17 protein-coding genes are annotated in these 22055 nt (G+C 60.7%); 9 read left to right on the forward strand and 8 right to left on the reverse strand.

Features of this window, described 5'->3' with window-relative positions; translation table 11 throughout:
- Positions 1 to 28: 28 nt before the first annotated feature.
- The 3 genes from iolB to GQR90_RS09905 all read right to left on the reverse strand — a co-directional run bounded on the left by iolB (position 29) and on the right by GQR90_RS09905 (position 2891).
- The gene (gene iolB, locus GQR90_RS09895; RefSeq protein WP_084208911.1) at positions 29 to 832 is read right to left on the reverse strand and encodes a 5-deoxy-glucuronate isomerase; all 804 of its coding nucleotides are present in this window, start codon (positions 830 to 832) and stop codon (positions 29 to 31) included.
- A gap of 35 nt (positions 833 to 867) precedes the next feature.
- The gene (gene iolG / locus GQR90_RS09900; protein WP_088743391.1) at positions 868 to 1863 is read right to left on the reverse strand and encodes an inositol 2-dehydrogenase; all 996 of its coding nucleotides are present in this window, start codon (positions 1861 to 1863) and stop codon (positions 868 to 870) included.
- Between the two features lie 107 nt (positions 1864 to 1970).
- On the reverse strand, positions 1971 to 2891 hold the full coding sequence (locus GQR90_RS09905) for a MurR/RpiR family transcriptional regulator (RefSeq protein ID WP_158773962.1): 921 nt from the start codon (positions 2889 to 2891) through the stop codon (positions 1971 to 1973).
- A gap of 360 nt (positions 2892 to 3251) precedes the next feature.
- Here GQR90_RS09905 and GQR90_RS09910 point away from each other — a divergent pair, with 360 nt between their 5' ends.
- The 9 genes from GQR90_RS09910 to GQR90_RS09950 all read left to right on the forward strand — a co-directional run bounded on the left by GQR90_RS09910 (position 3252) and on the right by GQR90_RS09950 (position 15459).
- Positions 3252 to 4265, forward strand: coding sequence for a sugar ABC transporter substrate-binding protein (locus GQR90_RS09910; RefSeq protein WP_158773963.1), 1014 nt, complete (start codon positions 3252 to 3254; stop codon positions 4263 to 4265).
- A 73-nt stretch (positions 4266 to 4338) separates the two neighbouring features.
- Positions 4339 to 5457, forward strand: coding sequence for an ABC transporter permease (locus tag GQR90_RS09915; protein WP_176426449.1), 1119 nt, complete (start codon positions 4339 to 4341; stop codon positions 5455 to 5457).
- A 110-nt stretch (positions 5458 to 5567) separates the two neighbouring features.
- Positions 5568 to 6350, forward strand: a complete 783-nt coding sequence (locus GQR90_RS09920) for an ATP-binding cassette domain-containing protein (RefSeq protein ID WP_084209753.1) — start codon at positions 5568 to 5570, stop codon at positions 6348 to 6350.
- Between the two features lie 118 nt (positions 6351 to 6468).
- Positions 6469 to 8460 (forward strand): bifunctional 5-dehydro-2-deoxygluconokinase/5-dehydro-2-deoxyphosphogluconate aldolase, encoded by a 1992-nt coding sequence (locus tag GQR90_RS09925; RefSeq protein WP_158773964.1) that lies wholly within the window; start codon positions 6469 to 6471, stop codon positions 8458 to 8460.
- Positions 8457 to 10334 carry a 3D-(3,5/4)-trihydroxycyclohexane-1,2-dione acylhydrolase (decyclizing) gene (gene iolD, locus GQR90_RS09930; RefSeq protein ID WP_158773965.1) on the forward strand — a complete coding sequence of 626 codons (1878 nt, stop codon included), beginning with the start codon at positions 8457 to 8459 and terminating at the stop codon, positions 10332 to 10334. The genes GQR90_RS09925 and iolD (GQR90_RS09930) overlap by 4 nt, the downstream gene beginning before the upstream one ends.
- A gap of 119 nt (positions 10335 to 10453) precedes the next feature.
- Positions 10454 to 11356 (forward strand): myo-inosose-2 dehydratase, encoded by a 903-nt coding sequence (iolE, locus tag GQR90_RS09935; protein ID WP_158773966.1) that lies wholly within the window; start codon positions 10454 to 10456, stop codon positions 11354 to 11356.
- Positions 11357 to 11411: 55 nt separating this feature from the next.
- The gene (locus GQR90_RS09940; protein ID WP_088743396.1) at positions 11412 to 12914 is read left to right on the forward strand and encodes a CoA-acylating methylmalonate-semialdehyde dehydrogenase; all 1503 of its coding nucleotides are present in this window, start codon (positions 11412 to 11414) and stop codon (positions 12912 to 12914) included.
- A 100-nt stretch (positions 12915 to 13014) separates the two neighbouring features.
- Positions 13015 to 13857 carry a sugar phosphate isomerase/epimerase family protein gene (locus GQR90_RS09945; RefSeq protein WP_199269399.1) on the forward strand — a complete coding sequence of 281 codons (843 nt, stop codon included), beginning with the start codon at positions 13015 to 13017 and terminating at the stop codon, positions 13855 to 13857.
- 147 nt (positions 13858 to 14004) lie between these two features.
- The gene (locus tag GQR90_RS09950) at positions 14005 to 15459 is read left to right on the forward strand and encodes a sugar porter family MFS transporter (RefSeq protein WP_158773967.1); all 1455 of its coding nucleotides are present in this window, start codon (positions 14005 to 14007) and stop codon (positions 15457 to 15459) included.
- A 150-nt stretch (positions 15460 to 15609) separates the two neighbouring features.
- On the opposite strand, the gene GQR90_RS09955 is transcribed toward GQR90_RS09950, so the two are convergent.
- The 5 genes from GQR90_RS09955 to iolD (GQR90_RS09975) all read right to left on the reverse strand — a co-directional run bounded on the left by GQR90_RS09955 (position 15610) and on the right by iolD (GQR90_RS09975) (position 22039).
- Positions 15610 to 16032, reverse strand: a complete 423-nt coding sequence (locus GQR90_RS09955) for a VOC family protein (protein WP_199269400.1) — start codon at positions 16030 to 16032, stop codon at positions 15610 to 15612.
- A gap of 160 nt (positions 16033 to 16192) precedes the next feature.
- The gene (locus tag GQR90_RS09960; protein WP_158773968.1) at positions 16193 to 17698 is read right to left on the reverse strand and encodes a sugar porter family MFS transporter; all 1506 of its coding nucleotides are present in this window, start codon (positions 17696 to 17698) and stop codon (positions 16193 to 16195) included.
- Between the two features lie 164 nt (positions 17699 to 17862).
- On the reverse strand, positions 17863 to 18771 hold the full coding sequence (locus GQR90_RS09965) for a TIM barrel protein (RefSeq protein ID WP_158773969.1): 909 nt from the start codon (positions 18769 to 18771) through the stop codon (positions 17863 to 17865).
- A gap of 101 nt (positions 18772 to 18872) precedes the next feature.
- Positions 18873 to 20075 carry a Gfo/Idh/MocA family protein gene (locus tag GQR90_RS09970; RefSeq protein ID WP_158773970.1) on the reverse strand — a complete coding sequence of 401 codons (1203 nt, stop codon included), beginning with the start codon at positions 20073 to 20075 and terminating at the stop codon, positions 18873 to 18875.
- A gap of 113 nt (positions 20076 to 20188) precedes the next feature.
- Positions 20189 to 22039, reverse strand: coding sequence for a 3D-(3,5/4)-trihydroxycyclohexane-1,2-dione acylhydrolase (decyclizing) (iolD, locus tag GQR90_RS09975; RefSeq protein ID WP_158773971.1), 1851 nt, complete (start codon positions 22037 to 22039; stop codon positions 20189 to 20191).
- Positions 22040 to 22055 lie beyond the last annotated feature (16 nt).

Raw genomic sequence — 22055 nt, forward strand, 5'->3', positions numbered from 1 at the left:
TATCGACTCAATGCCAGTTACCACACTTTCATTTCATGTCGACGATCCACTCATGCGCGGGGTCATTCTTGAATTTCCAGACCCGCTTGGGGCCAGCCATGACATTGAGATAATAAAGCTCATAGCCGTGTGGAGCGGCGGCGGGATGATACCCCTCCGGTACCATCACACAGCAGCCATCTTCCACCGCCATGGTTTCATCCAGGGATCGGTCATCGGTATAGACGCGCTGGAACGCAAACCCTTGTGACGGATTGAGCTTGTGGTAGTACGTCTCCTCCAGGAAAGACTCTTCCGGCAGATTGTCGGCACAGTGCTTGTGCGGAGGGTAGCTGGACCAGTTGCCAGGGGGCGTATAGACCTCCACCACCAACAGACTATCGGCGGGCTCCGTCTGGGGAAGAATGTCCTGCACGTGACGCGTGTTGGTCCCCTCGCCACGTGTCGAACAGGCCACCTGCTCGGGGCGAATCAGGCGAGCGGCATGATTGCCATGCCCCGGAGCACTGCAGACGGCTATTTCCAGCTCCGTCAGTGCTTCCACTGAATAGGCTATCCCGTCCGGAAGATATACCGAGTACGGCGGCAGGTGTTCAAACACGCTCATGCGTTCACCGATGTTCTCGAACGTCTGGTCACCGGTACGCACGGTTGCGCGTCCCGAGAGCAGCACGAGGCACTGTTCGCGACTCTCGGTGTGGCGCTCGAAACGCTCACCTTGTTTCAGGCGATGTACGCGAAAGCCCACGTGTGTCCAGCCTGCAGATTCCGGAGTGACTTCCAGTAGCGTTCCATCTTCACCAGGGGCATGCGGTCTCACGAGAAGTGTCATGTTCTTGTCCTTTTCAGCAGCAGGGAGAAGTGGGCTCAACGAATCTCACTGAGCAGTACCCGGCGCCCTTCGCGATAGGAAATCAACGCCGCTTCGGCCAGTTCAAGCGCGGCGAGTCCATCCTGCGCGCCGGCCAGCGGGGCACGACCTTCTTGCCAGGCAGTGACGAAATCTCCCACTTCACGCACATAGGCCTGCGCGTAACGCTCGAGGAAGAACCACTGTGGACGCTCTTCCACCACACCTTCCACGCCGGTGAAGCGCAGGCGCGTATCCGTCTCGTTGCGCGCCTCCAGCATGCCCTGGCTGCCAAAGACCTCGATCCGCTGGTCATAGCCGTAACAGGCACGACGCGAGTTGCTGATGGAGACCAACTTGCCGGAAGCACTCTTCAGATTGATGAGTGCGCTATCCAGATCTCCCGCTTCACCGATGGCTGGATCCACGAGGCAGCTGCCACTGACCGTCACCTCCGTGACCGGCTCGCCCAGCAGCCAGACCGCCATGTCCAGATCATGAATGCTCATGTCACGGAAGAGTCCTCCCGAGGCTGCCACATATTCTGCGGGCGGCGGCTCTGGATCACGGCTGGTGATGGTGATCATCTCGAGTTCGCCGATTCGTCCCGCTTCCAGCGCCTGCTTGAGCGCCGAGAACTGAGGGTCATGGCGACGATTGAACCCGAGAGCACAGGTCACGGGGTGCTCCGCCAGCACACCAAGACAGTGACGCGTTCGCGCAAGATCCAGATCGATCGGCTTCTCGCAAAGTACCGCCTTGCCCGCACGGGCCGCACGCTCAAGGAAGTCACAGTGAGTCGGAGTGGAGGAGGCGATCAGAACGCCATCAATCTCCGCTGACGCGAAGATGTCCTCCGCCGTCATCACCGGCACACCATATTCCGCAGCGAGTGAATTGGCAGCCTCCGGGAAGGCATCACTGACACATGCCAGTTGCGCCAGGGGGTGATCAGAGATGGCGCGAGCGTGAACACGGCCGATGCGACCGGCGCCCAGCAGAGCGATTTTCATGTGAAGCGTCCTCCATATCTATGGCGTTTGTTGTTGTTGCGTCTCGAACGAATTGAGAGAGATTGTCGGCAAGCACTACCTCCTGTAGTGCTCGCCTTTGCCGTACTTCAGCCTCGAAGGTTGGCAGCGCCCTCTTCCTGCAATGAGATGTCGTGCGGTGTGGTCCCCTGCACTTCCCCGCTGCCCTGCTGGCGAACGCCCAGTCCGATGGCAAGTGCCTGGGCCAGGCATAGCGTGGACGTCAGGCCTCGGAAGCCTTGCACTTCCGCTTCGTTCACCACCAACACGACATCTGCATGGTGAGTCAGCGGGCTCAGGGAAGAGTCGGTAATGAGTATCGTGGGGGTACCGCGCTCACGCGCCACATGGACGGCAGACTGCACCTCTTCTGCGTAGGGCGCGAAGCTGGTGACCAGCAGACAGTCCTGGCGGGAGATCGCTTCTGCCTGCTCGCGATACATCGCCCCCATGCCATCCATCAGGAAGGCGCGTTTGGCGATATGCCGCAATGAGTAGGCCAGGTAGCTTGAGACGACGAAACTTCGCCGTGCTCCCAGAAGGTGAACAGCCTCCGCGGCTTCCAGCAGATCGAGAGCTCGCTCGATATCCTTGGGCGCGATACGTCCTGGCAGTTCGCCAAGTGCTTGCTGATTGGCAGCCGAGAAACTTCTCAACAGCTCGTGAGCGCCAGGACTCTCGCCGGTCACCTCGCGGGCGACCCTGATGCGCTCACTATAACTGGGCTCCGCTTCGACCAGGCGAGCCCGAAACAGCTTCTGCATCTCTGAAAAGCCTGAAAATCCCAACGCGTTGGCAAAACGTATCAGTGTCGAAGGCGTGACATCCGCTTTTTCGGCAAGCCCTGCCACAGTTCCGAAGGCCACCTCTTGAGGATGCTCCAGTAGAAATCGAGCACTTTGTTGCAACCGGCGCGATAGGGACGGGTATTGCTGGCTGATATGAGCTTCGAGGGACTCGAATGACTCAATCTGGCGTGCAGTCGTCTGCAAGGGGGTTATCTCAGCCATGGGAACTCCTGTCGCGGCTCACCTGCCAATTCGGCGTCGGAGCGGCCGTACCTCGAGTGAGCAATGATTGGCAGTGTAGGCATATGGAATGAAAATTCCAATACAAAAATAAATCGAATATTCCTGTTGCATTCCCCAATTCTGGAATCTACATTCCATAAGCGGATCAAAACGGAACGCCATGTTCCTGCCTTGTGTCAGGGCACCCGCTGAGTGACAGGCACCACCGTGACGGCACACCACCTCACACAATGAAATGATTCTGCTTGCGCCCATAGAGGCACTGAAACGGGATGCCGAGACGCCAATCCGGCAGCCCGTACTGACAACGACAATAATCAGAGACGTCAGGAGTCATCGATGAACCACGCCAATTCACACGCTCATCCAGTTCCAGTCCATCCCCGTACCGGAAAGCCCCGCCACGAAACGTCCCGCTTTCGTCGCATCACCGCCGGCATCGTCACGGCTCTGCTGGCAGCCTCAGCCGCCAATGCCGTGTGGGCAGCGGACTCCGAGCGCTATGTCATGATCACCCATGGACAGAACTCCGACCCTTTCTGGTCCATCGTCAAACGCGGTACGGATGATGCTGCCCAGGCGCTTGGGGTCAAGGTCGAGTATCGCGCTCCCTCCACCTTTGACATGGCCAAGATGGCGCAATTGCTGGATGCCGCAGTGGCCTCTCAGCCCGATGGCCTGATCATTTCATTGACCGATGCCGATGCACTGGGCAAGGGCATCAAGAATGCGGTGGACCAGAAGATCCCTGTCATCACCATCAATTCCGGTGGCGACAAATCCAAGGACGTCGGTGCTCGCCTGCATATCGGACAGAGCGAGTATGAGGCTGGGCGTGCTGCGGCTGAGCGCATGATGGACAGTGGTGCCAAGCACGGCCTGTGCATCAACCAGGAACAGGGCAACGTGGGGCTGGATGCCCGCTGTGCAGGCTTCATCGAGGGGTTTGACGGCAGTGCAGACGAACTGGCGACCAGTACCGATCCGACCGAGATAAAGAATTCCCTGGTGGCATATCTCAATCAACACAGCGAGATCGACTCGATTCTGGCTCTGGGGCCCCTCAGCTCTGAACCCATGCTCAAGGCCATGCAGGAAGCCGGTGCCACCCAGAAATTCCAGCTGGGCACCTTCGATCTCTCTCCCGATATTCTCGCGGCCGTCCAGGCCGGGGAAATGAACTTTGCCATTGATCAGCAACAGTACCTGCAGGGCTATCTGCCGGTGGTCTTCATGCATCAGTACCACCTTAACGGTCTGATGCCGGCTGGCGATGTCGCCACAGGGCCCGGATTTGTCACCGCCGAGAATGCCGGTCAGGTCATCGAGCTGTCAGAGCAAGGCATTCGCTGAGCTCTCCCATCTGGCAACACTTTCATTTCCGTGAGATGGCGCCTTCCTCGAGGAGGCGCCAGGAGAGAACATCATGACCGATCACGCCATGAGCGCTGTTTCAGAGACGGATGACGAGCGCCTCCGTCGCGTTCACCCCTTGAAAGCCGCACTGAAACGCCCCGAATTCGGTGCCATTGCCGGCACTATCCTGGTATTTGCCTTCTTCTCTGCCGCGGCCTCAGGGACCGGGATGTTCAGCCTGGCAGGCATACTCAACTTTCTGGAGGTCTCCGCTCAGCTGGGGATCCTGGCCATCGCGGCGTCATTGCTGATGATCGGAGGGGAGTTCGATCTTTCCCTTGGCTCCATGATCGGCTTTGCCGGCATCCTGATCGCCATCCCTGCCGTGCAATACGGTTGGCCACTCTGGTTGGCCATCACCTTCGCCTTTGCCAGCGCCGTGCTGATCGGCTGGATCAACGGCTATCTGGTGATGCGCACCGGCCTGCCCTCCTTCATCGTGACCCTGGGGTTCCTGTTCATTCTTCGTGGCCTGGCCATTGGCCTGACGCGCTGGACGACCGGCCGCACTCAAGTCGGGGGCATTCAGGAACTGGCGGATCACGATTGGCTGGCCCCGCTCTTCTCCGGCGAGGTATTCACCGGACTCTTCAGCTGGATGGCGGCGCAGGGCTGGATCGCGACCAACTTCGCGGGCAACCCTAGCGTCACGGGAGTACCTATCTCCATCGTCTGGTGGATCGTGCTGGCCATCGCCGCGACCTGGCTGCTGCTCTACACGCGATTCGGCAACTGGATCTTCGCGTGTGGCGGCGACGTGAATGCCGCTCGCAACGTCGGCGTCCCGGTCATGAAGGTCAAGATCGTGCTGTTCATCTTCACGGCTGTCGCCGCCACCATCTTTGCCTGCCTGCAGGTGATGGATACGGGGTCAGCTGACACGACGCGCGGACTGCTCAAGGAACTGGAAGCCATCATTGCCGTGGTCATCGGCGGTGCTCTGCTTACCGGAGGCTATGGGTCTGCCGTAGGGGCCGTCTTCGGTGCGCTTATCTTCGGCACGGTCCAGATGGGCATCTTCTACACCGGGGTCAACACTGACTGGTTCAAGGTCTTTCTCGGCGCCATGCTCCTGATCGCGGTGCTGTTCAACAACTACGTGCGCAAGAAAGCCCTGGAGGCCAAGTGATGACTGCCAATGCCAACCTGCAACAGGCGCCGGAACAGACCACGACCGCCGCCGATCGCGCCAGAGGTAACACCCCGAAAGCCGCTGACACTCGCACGCCATTGATCGAGATGCAGGCCGTCGACAAGCACTTCGGCAATGTGGTCGCTCTCTCCGACATTTCGCTGAAAGTGTACGCAGGCGAAGTCATGTGCCTGCTGGGCGACAATGGCGCCGGCAAGTCCACCCTCATCAAGACCCTGTCAGGGGTACATGCCCCGACCCACGGTGAGCTGCTGCTCGAGGGCACCCCTGCCAACTTCACGACACCAGGTCAGGCGCTTGATGCCGGCATCGCGACGGTCTTTCAGGATCTGGCGATGATTCCCCTGATGTCGATCACCCGCAACTTCTTCATGGGACGTGAGCCCACCAAGGGGGTCGGCCTCTTCAAACGTGTCGACTGGGCATTCGCTGACCGTGTCGCGCGGGAGGAAATGGCCAAGATCGGGATCGATGTCCGCGATCCGTCCCAGCCGGTGGGTACCCTGTCCGGTGGTGAGCGTCAGTGCGTGGCGATCGCACGGGCCGTCTACTTCGGTGCCAAGGTGCTCATTCTTGACGAGCCGACCTCGGCACTGGGGGTCAAGCAGGCGTCCAAGGTGCTGCGCTATATCGCACAGGCTCGCAATCGAGGGCTCGGGGTCATCTTCATCACGCACAACGTTCATCATGCCTATCCCATCGGCGATGCGTTCACCCTGCTCAAACGCGGTACCTCTCTGGGTAGCTGGCGCAAGGAAGACATCACGCGTGAGGAAGTGCTCAACATGATGGCCGGCGGCGAGGAAATGGCCAGCCTGGATGCGGAACTGGCGGAATTCCAGCGGATGGACGCCGCCACGGTGGCCTGACACGGCACCATCGCGCCGGTCACGCTGCAGCAGAGACGTCGAGGCTGCTCCAACGCCTCGACGTGCACCGATTACTGTCAATGCCGGTCATCACCGGCCTATATCAAGGGACATGCCAATGACGCGCCACTCACCTCACTCACCTGACCTGGATGTCATCTGCCTCGGCCGCGTCGCCGTCGACCTCTATGCCGAACAGATCGGTGCGCGCCTCGAAGACGCCACCAGCTTCAAGAAATATCTGGGCGGCAGCTCCGGCAACATGGCGTATGGCACGGCACGCCTCGGACTCAACTCCTCGATGCTGGGTCGCGTCGGCAATGAGCAGATGGGCGAATTCCTGCGCGAGGAACTCGCCTCGGTCGGCTGCGATGTCAGCCATCTCAAACGTGACCCCGAGCGTCTGACCGGACTGGTGCTTCTGGGCATCAAGGACAAGGACCAGTTCCCGCTGCTCTTCGTGCGCAACGACTGTGCCGACATGGCCATTGATGAAGATGATGTCGACCCGGCGTTCATCGCTCGAGCCCGCGCCCTGGCGATCACCGGCACCCACCTTTCCACTCCCCGCACCCAACGTGCCGCCCGCAAGGCACTGGATGCCGCACGCGAGGCCGGCGTGAAGCGCGTGCTGGATATCGACTATCGCCCCGTACTCTGGGGGCTGACCAGCATCGGGGATGGCGAGACGCGCTTCGTCGCAGACGAGAGTGTCAGTCAGCACATGGCCCGTTGGCTGGGTGACTTCGACCTGATCGTCGGCACGGAAGAAGAGTTTCATATCGCGGGCAACAGCACCGACACGCTGGACGCGCTGCGCGAGGTTCGCCGTCACAGCGATGCCGTGCTCGTGTGCAAGATAGGGGCACGCGGCTGCGTCATCTTCGAGGGCGACATCCCACAACATCTGGAAGACGGCATTCTGGTCGAGGGTGTCAAGGTCGAGGTCATGAACGTGCTTGGCGCCGGTGATGCCTTCATGAGTGGCTTCCTGCGTGGCTATCTTCGCGATGAAAGCTGGGACACTTGCGGCCATTACGCCAACGCGTGTGGCGCATTGGTCGTGTCTCGCCATGGATGTGCACCTGCCATGCCCACGGAAGCGGAACTGTTCGATTATCTGAGCCGCCGCGAGTCCGTGCCACGCCCGGACCTTGATGATCATCTGACCCACCTGCATCGCGTCACCACTCGTCGGGTAGCGCACTGGGAGAGCGTGCTGGGGCTGGCATTCGATCACCGTCGTCAATTCCTAGACATGGCACGCGATGTCGAAGGCGACCCCGAGCGCCTGCCACGCCTCAAGCAGCTACTGGTAGAGGCCACCCGCAGCGCGGCGCAACAGGCCGGTATCCAGCGCCCTGCCATTCTCTGTGATGATGTCCTGGGACAGGATGCGCTCAATGACACGGCAGCACTGGACTGGTGGGTAGGCCGTCCGGTCGAGCTCCCCAGCTCACGGCCTTTGCGCTTCCAGCATGGTGATGACATCGGTAGCCAGTTGCGACGCTGGCCGCGCCACCACATCGTGAAGTGCCTCGTGTTCTATCACCCGGACGATGAGGCCACGCTGCGCCTCGATCAGGAAGCCCGCCTGCGCCAGCTGTATGACGCCTGCTGCATGTCGGGGCATGAGTTGCTCATCGAAGTCATCCCGCCACGTCAGGCAGACGCACCCGCCTGCGATGAGACCACCGTCCCACGTAGCCTGGAGCGTCTCTACAACCTCGGCATTCGCCCGGACTGGTGGAAACTGCCCGCTCTGACGACGCAAGGTTGGGAACGCGTCAGCCGAATCATCAGCGCTCGCGACGCCTGGTGTCATGGTGTCGTGCTGCTGGGGCTTGATGCGCCGATCGAAGAGGTCAAACGCGGTTTCGAGCAGGCAGCGCGTTTCCCGATCTGCAAGGGGTTCACCGTCGGGCGCACCTTGTTCACTGCCCCCAGCCAGGCCTGGCTGTCAGGCAGCATTGACGATGCGACCCTGATTCGTCAGGCCGCTGACAACTATCTCGACTTGATCACCCATTGGCAGCAGCTGCGTGATGCCCATTGCGGCGCAGCGGATGTCAGTCCTGCCACACCGCTCGCAGAAGGAGTCCTGCAATGAGCCCCGTTTTCCACTCGGCGGCGGCGCCGGATACCGTGCGTCTGACCGTCGCCCAGGCACTGGTGCGCTACCTGAGCCGGCAATACATCGAACAATGTGGACAGGAAGTCCCCTTGTTCGGTGGCTGCTTCGCCATCTTCGGCCACGGCAACGTGGCGGGTCTCGGCGAGGCCTTGCACGCCGCGGGCGATGATTTTCCCACCTATCGCGCCCACAACGAACAAGGCATGGCCAATGCGGCCATTGCCTACGCCAAGGCCAACAATCGCCGTCGCATCATGGCGTGTACCTCGTCCATCGGGCCTGGTGCCACCAACATGGTGACGTCTGCCGGGCTTGCTCATGTCAATCGGTTACCGGTGCTGTTCCTGCCCGGCGATACCTTCGCCAGCCGCGCACCGGACCCGGTGCTCCAACAGGTCGAGCACTTCAATGACCCGGGCCTGAGCGTCAATGACTGCTTCCGTCCCGTATCACGCTTCTTCGACCGCATCACGCGACCGGAACAGTTGCTGACCAGCCTGCCTCAGGCGCTGGCCACGCTGCTGGACCCCGTGGATTGTGGCCCTGCCACCCTGTGTCTGCCACAGGATGTCCAGACGCTTGCCTTCGAATGGCCGGAAGACTTCTTCACCCGTCGGGTGCATCACATCCGTCGCGCTCCCGTCGCTCAGGAAGAGCTGGTGGCAGCCCTGGACACACTGCGCACAGCCAAGCGGCCACTGCTGATTGCCGGGGGTGGCGTGCATTACAGCGAGTCGTGCGAGGCCCTCGCCACCTTTGCCCAGCAACACGGCATTCCAGTGGTCGAGACACAGGCAGGCAAGGGTGCCCTGCCCTGGGACCACGCTCGCAACATGGGCGCAATCGGTGTCACCGGCGCGGCCAGCGCCAACCAGCTGGCACGTGAAGCCGACGTCATCATGGCCATCGGATCACGGCTTCAGGATTTCACCAGCGGCTCTCGCACGCTCTTTGAAGCCGCCGGCCAGACACTCATCAACCTCAATGTCGGTCGCTTCGATGCCGTCAAGCATGGCGCACGGCAACTGCAGTGCGATGCCCTGCGGGGACTTGAGGCCTTGACGGCAGGGCTGGGTGACTGGGCCGCGCCAGACAGCTGGGTGCAACGCCAATCCGGGCTCAAGCAGGAATGGGAAGCGGTCCGCGAGAGCGTGATGGCTGATCAGGGGCTCTCGCTGCCAACCGATGCCCAGGTGCTCGGGGCCGTGAATCGTCAAGCGACTGAAGATACCACCGTGGTCTGTGCCGCCGGTGGCTTGCCTGGTGAGCTTCACAAGCTATGGGCAGCCACTGTCCCCGGCAGTTATCACGTCGAGTACGGGTTCTCATGCATGGGCTATGAACTGGCCGGCGGGATGGGCGTCAAGATGGCTCACCCATCGTGTGATGTGACCGTCGTAGTAGGAGACGGTAGTTACCTGATGCTGAATTCCGAGCTGGCCACCTCAGTGATGCTGGGCCACAAATTGACCGTCGTCGTACTCGATAACCGAGGCTACGGCTGCATCAATCGCCTGCAACATGCCACCGGCGGCGCCGGCTTCAACAACCTGCTCAAGGACTGCCGCACCGTTCCGGAAGGCGCCCCCAAGGTGGACTTTGCGGCGCACGCTCGTGCACTGGGCTGTCAGGCCGAACAGGTCACGGGGATTGGCGAACTGGACGCCGCGCTCGAGCGTGCTCGGGCCTCAGCGACAACCTACGTCATCGCACTGGACACTGATCCATTGCCCTCCACCCAAGAAGGCGGGCACTGGTGGGAGGTCGCCATTCCCGAGGTCAGCGAACGTACTGAGGTCCGTGACGCCTACCAGGGCTATTTGACGCAAAAACAGCAACAAGCTCACTAAGACACTCACAGGGTCGGGGGACAACAAACAGCCAGTCTCTCCGGCCCTGAAGCTACGCCATGCCGTTGGAGGCCACCGTGCCTCCCTGCACTCTCAATATCTCGAAGAAGGATACCGCCATGAGCATTCGCCTGGGCATCAACCCGCTGACCTGGACCAACGACGACCTGCCAAGCCTCGGTGCCGACACACCGCTGGAAGTCTGTCTCGGCGAAGGCCGCCAGGCAGGTTTTGCCGGTTTCGAGCTGGGCAACAAGTTCCCGCGCGAGGCGCAGGCCCTGTCTCGCGCACTCGGCGCGCATGAGCTGGCTCTCGTTTCCGGCTGGTATTCCAGCCGCCTGCTGGAACGCAGCATTGACGAGGAAATTGCCGCGCTGGATGACCACCTTCAGCTACTGAAAGCCTGCGGCGCGACAGTCATGGTGTACTGCGAGGTCAGTCGCTGCGTGCACGGTGACCAGGACATGCCTGTCTCGCGGCGCCCGGTCATGAACGATGCCGATTGGCAACGACTGACCACCGGGCTGGATGCCGTGGCACGCCACATGGCAGACCAGGGCGTGGAGATGGCCTATCACCACCATATGGGTACCGTCATCGAGAGCCAGGCCGACATTGAACGGTTGATGGCCTCCACCACACAGGTACGACTGCTGCTGGACGCCGGCCACCTGACCTATGCCGGTGGAGACCCCGTCACCATCGCCGAGCGCCACGCGGACCGCATCACCCATGTGCACTGCAAGGACATTCGTCTCGCCGTCATGGATAACGCCATCAACCGTGACAAATCCTTTCTGGATGCCGTACTCGATGGCGTGTTCACCGTGCCGGGGGATGGCGGGATCGACTTCGCCGCGCTGTTCGCCGTACTGGCACGCAAAGGCTACGGCAAGGATACAGAGCGCTGGCTGGTCGTGGAGGCCGAGCAGGATCCCTCCGTTGCCGACCCGCTGACCTACGCCACTCTGGGCTACCAAAACCTCTCCCGGCTTGCCCGGGACGCAGGCCTCATCAACTGATTTCACCCTTTTCAGACATCGCCACACCTCCTGAACAAGACGCAAAGGATGCCTCATGCAACAGTTACATCACTTCATCAACGGTCAGATCCAACCCGGCGACAGTGGTCGCAATGCGGCGGTCTTCAATCCTGCGACCGGTGAGCAGTCCGCCAGTGTCGCGCTGGCCAGCGCCGAGGAAACTCGCAGTGCCATCGCGGCCGCCAGCGCCGCCTTCCCTGGCTGGTCGAATACCTCGGCGCTCAAGCGCTCACGCATCCTGTTCCGTTTCAAGGCGCTGCTGGAAAAGCACAGCGACGAACTCGCCACGCTGATCTCCCGCGAGCACGGCAAGGTGCATTCGGATGCGCTTGGCGAGGTGACTCGCGGCATGGAAGTCGTAGAATTCGCCTGCGGCATGCCCCACCTGCAGAAAGGCGAGCACTCGCTGAACGTGGGCACCGGGGTGGACAGCCACTCTCTGATGCAACCGCTGGGGGTGTGTGCGGGCATCGCTCCCTTCAATTTCCCGGCCATGGTGCCGATGTGGATGTTCCCCATCGCCCTGGCCACCGGGAATACCTTCATCATGAAGCCGTCCGAGAAAGATCCCTCTGCCCCGCTGCGCATGGCGGAACTGCTGACGGAAGCCGGCCTGCCGCCGGGCGTGTTCAACGTCGTCAACGGTGACAAGGAAGCCGTCGATGTCCTGCTGACCGATGAGCGTGTCGAAGCCGTGTCATTTGTCGGCTCCACCCCGATCGCCGAGTACATCTATTCCACTGCCTCGGCACACGGCAAGCGAGTCCAGGCCCTGGGGGGGGCGAAGAATCACATGGTCGTGATGCCGGATGCCGATCTGGATCAGGCGGCGGATGCCCTGATGGGCGCGGCGTACGGCAGTGCTGGTGAGCGCTGCATGGCCATCTCGGTGGCAGTCCCGATCGGTGAGCAGACCGCAGAGCGACTACGCGACAAGATCCTCGAGCGCATGGCCACTCTGCGGGTGGGTCCGGGTGAGGTCGAAGGCCAGGAAAATGACATGGGGCCACTGATCTCCCGCGTACATGCTGACAAGGTCATCGAGTTCATCGACAGCGGTGTCGCACAAGGTGCGGAGCTGGTCGTGGATGGCCGTGACATCACGGTTCCCGGACACGAGAACGGCTATTTCGTGGGCGCGACCCTGTTTGATCATGTCCGCCCAGACATGCGCATCTATGCCGAGGAAATCTTCGGGCCGGTCCTGTGTCTGGTTCGTCAGGAGTCACTCGATGAGGCGATCGCGCTCATCAATGCCCACGAATATGGCAATGGCACGGCCATCTTCACTCGCGACGGTGATGCTGCCCGTCAATACACCACTCGCATTCAGGTCGGAATGGTCGGCGTGAACGTGCCGATCCCTGTACCGATGGCATTCCACAGCTTTGGCGGCTGGAAGCGCTCTCTCTTTGGCCCGCTTCACATGCATGGCCCGGATGGCGTGCGCTTCTATACCCGCATGAAAGCCGTCACCACCCGCTGGCCTGACGGTCTGCGCAGTGAAGCCAGCCACTTCACCATGCCGACACTCTGATCCACCACTCTCAGGGTCGGGCATGACAGCGTCATGCCCGACCGCTTTTCATCGCGCCTTGCCAGACCGGCAAGGCACATGACCGCCATGGAGGCACGTCATGACGCACAACATGAAAGTGGGTGTCTGTACCTGGACCTTCGGCCCGCTGCCGATCGAGGATATCTTCGCGCGGGCAGCACGCCTGGGATTTGACGGGGTGGAACTGCATGGCGATCTCGACGCCTTCACACCAGACATGATCCGCGCCCTTTGCCAGACCCATAGGCTGGAAGTGTTCTCACTCACGCCGGGAGATTGCGATCCCGCCTCCCCCGACGCGTCGGATCGCGAGGCTGCCGAGACCTACTATCGACAGCTGATCGACTTTGCCCAGGCGCTCGGCGGCGCGCGAGTCTCACTGCACGGACTCGTGGGGCGAATCCGTCCCGCAGATGGCAGTGATCAAGACAGCGAATACCGCCACCTCGTCGAAGTGCTCACTCCACTGTGTGACCATGCAGCAAGTCGCGAGGTGCCGCTCGTCTTCGAAGTTCTCAATCGCTACGAATCCCACCTCATCAACACTGCAGCCCAGTGTCGCAGGCTCATCCAGGACATCGGTTCTCCCCAGCTCAAGGTATTGCTGGATGCCTACCACATGAATATCGAAGAGCCTGACCCCGTGCGCGCACTGGCCGAGACTGGCGATCACCTGGGGCTTTATCACGTCGCCGACTCCAATCGCGGCGGTATCGGTCAGGGGCATAGTCAGCTGGCGGATCAATTCACCCAGCTGAGTGCCATGCACTATGACGGCCCGATCATCGTCGAGGCACCGGCCATGGGTCCTGACCCCTTCACGCCGGTCAAGACGGGCGATTATCTGACAACACTGGAAGATCAGTTGTCACGCAGTGTCTCGGCGCTTCGCCAGCATTTCGCGCTCGACGTACCTGCCTGAGCCTTCAGGCGCCTCACCTCCATGGAGTGATACCTCATCACCTGCATGGGCATAACAACATCGCGGGCAGCGAGTCACGCCAACCCACCCGTCTGCCTGTTGCCATCTGCGCGGGACGCCTTCACGTCCCAACGCTGGAGATTTCCCATGACTGCCAAGCTCTCGCCCGACAGGGCCGGACATTCCCTGTCACGTCAGCAACTCAGCTATCTGATACGTATCACGCTGATCGCCACTCTGGGCGGACTGCTCTTCGGTTATGACACCGGCGTCATCTCCGGAGCCATCGGCCCCATCGCTGAATATTTCCAACTGACACCCGCGGAAAAAGGCTGGGCGGTGTCCTCCGTCGTCATCGGCTGTATCGCAGGGGCCATCAGCGCCGGTTGGATCTCCATCCGATTCGGCCGACGCAAGGCCTTCCTGATTGCCGCCATCTTGTTCCTGCTCTCCGCCATCGGCTCTGCCACGGCGACTGATTTCCACTATTACACCCTGTGGCGCATCATCGGCGGGATGGCGGTGGGGCTGGCCAGTGTGGTCGCGCCGATGTACATCTCTGAAATGTCCCCCAGCCATCTGCGAGGACGTACCGTCAGCCTGTTCCAGCAGTCAATCGTCTTCGGACAGATGGTGGTGTTCTTCGTGAACTACTTCATCGCCAAGGGCATGGCCGAACACTGGATGATCGATCATGGCTGGCGCTGGATGCTCGGGTCCGAAGCCCTGCCCGCCTTGCTGTTCGGCGCATTGCTGTTCTTCATTCCGGAATCGCCACGCTGGCTGGTGCTGAGAGGTCATCCCGAGCAAGCCCGCAGCATACTGAGCCGCTTCACTCCTGCCGAAGACCTGGACCAGACACTCAACAGCATCATCACCTCCTATCGTGACTCCTCGCGGAACAATCTCATCAGTCTGCGTGAGCGCGGCCTGCTGGGGCTGGTGATACTCGGCGTCTTCCTCGCCAGTGCCCAGCAACTGACCGGTATCAATGTCGTCATGTACTACGCCCCGGACGTATTGTCCTCGGTGACCGCCAGCAGTGAGGATGCCCTGCTGCAGACCTCGATCATGGGTGTCACCTTCGTGGGCGGCAACCTGCTGGGGATGTTGTTGATCGACAAGGTCGGGCGTCGCCCACTGCTGATTGCCGGCAGTATCGGCAGCATGATCGGCATGTGTGCATTGGGCATCATCATCGGGCGAGATGCGGTGGGCTATGGCGCGCTGTTCGCGCTGATCGTCTACGTGGTGTCCTTCGCCATTTCCTGGGGCTGTGTCTGCTGGACACTGTTGTCGGAAATCTTTCCCAACGCGATTCGTGGACGCGCCATGGCGCTGGCCGTGGCTGGCCAATGGTTCGCGGGTTTCATTGTCACGCAGACCTTCCCGATGCTGCGCGAGAGTGACTGGCTCAACCACCTGTTTGGCAGCGGTTTCAGCTTCTGGCTCTATGCCGTGCTGACGCTGATGAGCCTGCTGGTGGTGTTGCGCTATGTACCGGAAACCAAGGGCAAGACCCTGGAAGAGCTTGAGAACATCACAGGCACTCGCCTCAGCAAACGTCGGCGGGCGCTCGCCAGCACAAGCTTGAGCAGCTGACGGCCATTGGTGACGCCCAGCGTCGCCTGGGCGTCATGACCCATGTGCCCAATGACACATGAGCTGCATGCCACATGAGCTCCTTGCCGACCACCTGATCACGTGGCATTGGCAAGGAGCTTTCCTGTAGGGATCCCGGGTGAGGAAAATTCAGCAGCACAGCACAGGGCACCCTCCTGGCATTGCACATGCGCTCAATACGCCATCTGGCCCACGAATCCCTACTCGATTACCATCCGGGTCATGCAGATGGATCGTCCTCCCCCAGGACGTCTCTTCGATTTCGGCTTCGATCCCCCATGCCCTGACATCCGCCAAGGCCTGTTCGATGTCGCTGACATTGAAGCGCAGCTTGGCGCTGCCTTGTTCTGGTGTCTTGCCGCCTTCAATGGCTTTTCCGCCCTGCTCGATCATCAGATAGCCCGCCCCATATGCCAGGCAGGTCAGCCTGAAACTGCCATCTTCCTTACTGAACATCAGTGGCAGTTCAAAAAGGCCCTGGTAGAACGCGACACACTCATCGAACCGCTCTGTATTCAATATCAGGCCATACCGTGCGACGTTATGCTTCATCCCTGTGTCCTCTGGAAGCAGCTCGTGGTTTCTTGAGCATGCCACCGATGACAAGGCAGGACGATGTCGCTTTCACAAGAATACGCTCCCGCCGGCGCATGAAGATTGCCAGCGGGAGCGTCGCGCAACAGAGTGATGGCAAGCTTTGAGCGCTGCTGTTTTACTCCGTTGTCAGCGGCAAGCCTTGACGCGCCAACCGGCGACGACGCTTGCTGAGACGAGTCCCGGTGATCCCTTCCAGCTCTTCCAGGGTCTTGCCCTTGGTTTCCGGCACGTAACGCAGCACCACCAACAGGCTCAGGAAGGTCAGCACGGCATATAGCCAGAAGCTGAAGCCACCACCGACGAGGTCATTGAGGAAATCACTCTGACGCATCATCGGGAAGGTCTGGGTGACGATGAAGCCCAGCAGCCACTGAGACGCGACGGCCAACGACATGGCACGCGCACGGATGGCATTGGGGAAGATCTCGGACACCAGTGTCCAGCAGACACAGCCCCAGGAGATGGCGAACGAGACGACATAGACGATTAGCGCAATCAGGGCACTGATGCCCGGTTCGCCATTGCCGATCACCACCCCGAGGAAGGTCATGCCGACGATGCTGCCCAGGCTCCCCGCGATCAGCAGTGGACGACGCCCGACCTTGTCGATCAGCAGCATGCCCAGCAGGTTACCGGCCACGAAGGTGACACCCATGATGGAAGTCTGCAGCAAGGCATCCTCATTGCTGGAAGTGACGGTCGACAAGACATCTGGCGCGTAATACATCACCACATTGATGCCGGTCAGCTGCTGAGCTGCAGCAATGAAGATACCGATGGCGACCAGGCCCAGCATGCCTTTACTGCGCAGCGAGACGTTGCGCTTGCTTTCACTGTGCTTGAAGGATTGTTGAATCTCCCCAAGGGTGCGATCGATGGCATCACCTTGATAGAAGCGCGCCAGGACCTTGCGAGCATCCTCGTAACGTCCCTTGAGCACCAGCCAGCGCGGAGATTCGGGAACGAAGGGAATCAGCACGGCGAACAGAATGGAGATGATCGCTTCAGACCCCAGCATCCAGCGCCAACCGTGATTCAGAATCCAGGTCTCCGCCATGCCCTTGGCGATGAAGTAGTTCACGAAGAACACCACCATCTGGCCAAAGACCACGGACTGCTGGAAAAGGCTGACGGTACGCCCGCGCATGTACCCGGGCGACATCTCGGAGATGTACATGGGCGCCATGACACTGGCCATCCCCACGGCAATCCCCCCGAGGATGCGCCACCAGATATAGGCATCGAAGGTGCTCGCCAGACCGGAGCCCAGTGCCGATGCCGTGAACATCAGCGCTGACAGCATGAAGACAGCCTTGCGGCCATAGGCAATGGACAGGCGTCCGGCGATGAGTGCGCCACCGATACAGCCGATGACGACGGAGGAGACCGCCCAGCCCTTCTCGGCAGCGGACAGGTCAAAATACTGCGCGATGGGTCCGATGGCGCCAGAGATGACACCCGTGTCATAACCGAACAGCAAGCCACCCAGGGCGGCCACCAGAATGATCTTGATCAGGAAGACAAGCTGCGTTGGCGTCAGCTTTTCTTGAATCTTGGGTGAGGCGGGATTGGCTGATGCTGAGGAGGTAGCGGTATCGCTACCGGGGTGCGAAGTGGGCATGACGACCTCTCGTGATCGATTGTTATAGTATTACGAGAACTGCTGAGGCAGATGTGGCTCGAGCGATCGCGGTACCTGTCGCACCACGTGATCGAGACAAGTCATTGATGTATCTTGCGTGCCCTGCCGCCTTCTGGCGTGATGGCGGCAGGGCTCTCTGCAGATCAGGCTTCCGCCAGACCTTTCTCCAGAATGCTGCGTTCGATGAATTCACGGCTCTCGCGGGCATTTTCCAGCGCGCTGTTGTCCTTGGTCGGATCGACGTCCTGCTCGACGGTGATCCAGCCTTGATAGCCGATGGACTCCAGGCTCTCGCGAACCGCGTCAAAGTCGACGCAGCCCTGCCCCAATGGGCAGAACACGCCCTGGCCGATGGCGGTATAGAAATCGATGCCATCCTTCACCACGCTTTCCAGCACTGGGGCCTGAATATCCTTGAAGTGGATATAGGCGACGCGCTCGCCGTAGGTGCGAATCAGCTCAGCCGGATCGATCCCCGCGTAGGTGCAATGGCCGGTGTCGATGCATAGCTTGACCAGGTCGGCATCCAGCTCGGCCATGGCACGATCAACTTCATCGCGATACTCGATATAGGTGCCGGCGTGCGGGTGAAGTACGGGCGTCACGTCGTATTCCTGACAGATCTCGGCGACCTGACGGATAGTGACCATCATCTCGTTCCACTGCGCATCATTGAGGCGGGTAGCGGTTTCCTGCTGGCCAGCCTCATCGGTGCGCGGCGAGCTGACATGATCGATGATGACCATATAGTTGCCCTGCTGAGGCTTCAGGACTTCACAGGTCGCGCGGGTGTAGTCCAGGATTTCCTGACGACGGGATGCATCGTGCAGATGCTTGAAGATGGTACCGGCGATCAGCTCGAGCCCGCGACTGTCCAACGCGGACGCCAGCGCCGCCTGTTCCGTCGGCATGTAGTTGAGTGGCCCAAGCTCAGTGGCCTTGAAGCCAGCACCGGCGATCTCATCCAGTACGGTCTGCCAGCTGGGGTTGGCCGGATTGCCGGCAAACTCGATACCCCAGGAACACGGTGCATTGGAAAGCTTGATTTGCATGATGTTGTCCTTGTCATTGTCGTGCGAAGTGCCAAAGGCATGAGACGTCTCGCGGGCATCCATTGGCGTGGAGGTCCCACGAGACGGGTATCACTGTCAGGTCAGAAGGCGACCCAACGGTTATCGTTGTCAGAGGATTCCACGCAGCACTCGAGGAGACGCACTCCTTCGATGCCAGCATTGATATCCGGGAACCACAGAGACTCCAGTTCTTGCTCACTGAGCCCCAGCGAGTCTGCACTGCGCCCGTCACGGCGTGCCTCGGCGGTGTGCATGGCCAGCGCATAGCGGTGATAGACATTGGCCCAGGACTCGAAGAAGCCTTCGGCATGGCCGCCTCCGATGCGGTTGCTGTTCACTGCTGCATCACCCTCGGCCAGATAGCCCATGCCGCGCTCCAGAATGCGCACCGGCTCGCCCTGCACTTCCAGGCGCAACTGGTTGGGATACTCATCCCACCACTCAATGCTGGCCTTCTCTCCCACCACACGGATTTTCTGCTGATGCATGGAGCCCGCATTCACGGCGCTGGCCCACAGCGACCCCACCGCGCCGTTCTGGTACTGAAGCAACACCTGAGCGTTGTCTTCCAACGGCGCACGCGAGGCCACGAAGCTCTGGCGATGGCACATCAGGCGTTCGACCTTGAGCCCCGTAATGAACTGGCCGGCATAGAAGATGTGCGTGCCCAGATCCCCCAGCACATAGGTCGGCCCGGACACAGCAGGACTGGTGCGCCACTTGGCACCACTGCTGACCTGCTCGACCGGCTGGCTATGGAAGCCATGGGCAAATTGCATGTTGACCATGCGGATCTGGCCCAGCTCACCCGACTGCACCATGGCGCGTGCCTGATGCAGCATCTGATAGCCGCTGTAGCCGTACATGACACCGAACACCAGACCGCGCGCCTGTGACTCGGCCTTCAGTTCCTCGGCCTCGGCGACCGTGAAGGTCACCGGCTTCTCGCAAATCACGTGCAGGCCTGCCTTGAGGGCTGCCAGGCTGATGGCATGGTGGGTGCTGTTGGGCGTGGCGATGCTGACCGCCTGAATGCCATCCTCGCGGGATGCTTCCGCCTCGAAGAGGCTGGCGTAATCCGGATAGCAGCGTTCAGGGTCCAGCCCCAGATTGGCGCCGAACTCACGGCCACGCTCGGCATCGAGATCGAAGGCACCGGCGACCAGTTGGAACAAGCTGTCACGGTGGGCGGCGGCACGGTGGGAATGGCCTATCTCGCTGCCGCGTCCACCACCGACCATGGCCCAGCGCAGCGGTGCAAGATTGTGCTCTTCATTGAACATCGGTAACTCTCCTTATCACGTGCATGGCGGCCTGCGATGGGCGCGGTCATGACGAGGTGGCTATATTGTGGCGTCCCTGGCGAGTCGCCGAAGCACGCTTGATTGGCAACGAATCAGAGTCCGCGACGCTGATGGACTCGTCCGGCATTCATGTTGGCGATACAGTCGGCATCGACGTCCTCACGCACGACCTCGGGTAGCCCCACATCCCACCAGCAATCACAGGAAGACCACTTGCTGGAATCGATATCCACCACGATGACGTAGGTACGCGGGCTCTCCTTGGCGCGCTGGTAAGCCGCTCGGAAATTGCTGATGTCATCGAGATGTTCACCGTGAGCGCCCTGCGCCTGGGCATGCTTCAGGAAGTCGACACGCACCAGCTCGTCGGCCTGAGTGCGGCAATCGGCCAGCATGTTGTTGAAAGAAGGATTGCCCGTGTTGTTTTGCAGCTTGTTGATGACGGCGAAACCGGCGTTGTCGCAGACCACCACGATCATCTTGTGACCGGTGAGCACCGAACTGTAGATGTCGGAATTCATCATCATGTAAGAGCCATCGCCGACCAGCACCACGACCTCGTTGTCGGGATTGGCGATCTTGGCGCCCCAGCCGCCCGCCACTTCATATCCCATGCAGGAGAAACCGAACTCGATATCGAACTTGCCGAGCTGCTTGCTCTGCCAGTTCATGTTGAGCTCTGCCGGCAGGCCACCGGCGGCCGTCAGCACGGTATCGCCGGGCTCCTGCACGGCATTGACGCTGGCAATGACCTGCGCGTAGGACGCCATCTGACCCGGCACGATCTCGCCACGATTGGCACACAGCGATTTCCACTCAGCGACTTCGCGCTGCGCCTTGCCGAGCCAGTCAGCAGACGCCTGCCATTCGCCAAGGCCGGCATCCAGGCGTGCCAGGGTATGGCGCGCGTCACCGATCACCGCCAATGAGCGATGCTTGATCGCATCCATGTGGGCGACATTGACGGCAAGGATCTTGAGATCGGGATTGCGGAAGACCGACCAGGAGCCCGTGGTGAAATCCTGTAGCCGCGTGCCGATGGCTACCAGCACGTCGCACTCACCTGCCATGGCATTGGCCGAATTGGAGCCGGTGACACCCAACGGGCCAGCATTGCAGGGATGGGATTGCAGCAGGCAGGACCGCCCGGCGATGGTCTCGACCACCGGAATATTGCGGCGCTGAGCAAACTCCGCCAGCAACTGATTGGCCGCGGAATAATGCACGCCACCTCCGGCGAGAATCAGCGGCTTTTCGGCTTTCTCGAGAAGGGCAATGGCTTCCTCTACCGCGCGGGTATCCGCTTCAGGACGGCGAATGTGATGCAGACACTCCTCGAAGAGTGCTTGCGGGTAGTCGTAGGCCACCCCCTGGATGTCCTGAGGCAGCGAGATGAATGCCGGGCCACAGTTGGCCGGGTCCGTCAGGGTCGCGATCGCCGCAGGCAATGACTGGATGATTTGTGCGGGATGGGTGATGCGATCCCAGTAACGAGTCACCGGCTTGAAGGCATCGTTGACGCTCAGGCCAGGTTGATGAGCATGCTCGACCTGTTGCAGTACCGGGTCCGGCAGCCGGCTGACGTGGGCATCACCGGCGAACATCAGTAGCGGAAGACGGTTAGTATGCGCAATCCCTGCCGCAGTGATCATGTTGGTGGCACCCGGCCCGATGGAGGTGCTTGCGATACCGATGCGCTGACGCTTGTTGGCCTTGGCATAGGCGACAGCGGCCACTGCCATGGATTGCTCATTCTGGCCCCGCCAGATGGGAATGATGTCCTGAATGTTGTTCAGCTGCTGACCGAAACAGGTCACATTGCCGTGACCGAAGATGGCGAAGCCACAACCGAACAGCGATTCGACCTTGCCATCGATGACGATCTTCTGGGCGGCCAGATACTTGGCAATGGCTTCGGAGACGGTCAAGTTCATGGTGTTCATTCTTCTCTCCCGATGA

The organism is Cobetia sp. L2A1, from assembly GCF_009796845.1.
Classification (GTDB): Bacteria; Pseudomonadota; Gammaproteobacteria; order Pseudomonadales; family Halomonadaceae; genus Cobetia.

What these genes read in the sequence shown, in the direction of transcription:
- iolB (WP_084208911.1), bottom strand. Translation starts at nt 832, where the DNA reads ATGACACTTCTCGTGAGACCGCATGCCCCTGGTGAAGATGGAACGCTA.
- iolG (WP_088743391.1), bottom strand. Translation starts at nt 1,863, where the DNA reads ATGAAAATCGCTCTGCTGGGCGCCGGTCGCATCGGCCGTGTTCACGCT.
- GQR90_RS09905 (WP_158773962.1), bottom strand. Translation starts at nt 2,891, where the DNA reads ATGGCTGAGATAACCCCCTTGCAGACGACTGCACGCCAGATTGAGTCA.
- GQR90_RS09910 (WP_158773963.1), top strand. Translation starts at nt 3,252, where the DNA reads ATGAACCACGCCAATTCACACGCTCATCCAGTTCCAGTCCATCCCCGT.
- GQR90_RS09915 (WP_176426449.1), top strand. Translation starts at nt 4,339, where the DNA reads ATGACCGATCACGCCATGAGCGCTGTTTCAGAGACGGATGACGAGCGC.
- GQR90_RS09920 (WP_084209753.1), top strand. Translation starts at nt 5,568, where the DNA reads ATGCAGGCCGTCGACAAGCACTTCGGCAATGTGGTCGCTCTCTCCGAC.
- GQR90_RS09925 (WP_158773964.1), top strand. Translation starts at nt 6,469, where the DNA reads ATGACGCGCCACTCACCTCACTCACCTGACCTGGATGTCATCTGCCTC.
- iolD (WP_158773965.1), top strand. Translation starts at nt 8,457, where the DNA reads ATGAGCCCCGTTTTCCACTCGGCGGCGGCGCCGGATACCGTGCGTCTG.
- iolE (WP_158773966.1), top strand. Translation starts at nt 10,454, where the DNA reads ATGAGCATTCGCCTGGGCATCAACCCGCTGACCTGGACCAACGACGAC.
- GQR90_RS09940 (WP_088743396.1), top strand. Translation starts at nt 11,412, where the DNA reads ATGCAACAGTTACATCACTTCATCAACGGTCAGATCCAACCCGGCGAC.
- GQR90_RS09945 (WP_199269399.1), top strand. Translation starts at nt 13,015, where the DNA reads ATGACGCACAACATGAAAGTGGGTGTCTGTACCTGGACCTTCGGCCCG.
- GQR90_RS09950 (WP_158773967.1), top strand. Translation starts at nt 14,005, where the DNA reads ATGACTGCCAAGCTCTCGCCCGACAGGGCCGGACATTCCCTGTCACGT.
- GQR90_RS09955 (WP_199269400.1), bottom strand. Translation starts at nt 16,032, where the DNA reads ATGAAGCATAACGTCGCACGGTATGGCCTGATATTGAATACAGAGCGG.
- GQR90_RS09960 (WP_158773968.1), bottom strand. Translation starts at nt 17,698, where the DNA reads ATGCCCACTTCGCACCCCGGTAGCGATACCGCTACCTCCTCAGCATCA.
- GQR90_RS09965 (WP_158773969.1), bottom strand. Translation starts at nt 18,771, where the DNA reads ATGCAAATCAAGCTTTCCAATGCACCGTGTTCCTGGGGTATCGAGTTT.
- GQR90_RS09970 (WP_158773970.1), bottom strand. Translation starts at nt 20,075, where the DNA reads ATGTTCAATGAAGAGCACAATCTTGCACCGCTGCGCTGGGCCATGGTC.
- iolD (WP_158773971.1), bottom strand. Translation starts at nt 22,039, where the DNA reads ATGAACACCATGAACTTGACCGTCTCCGAAGCCATTGCCAAGTATCTG.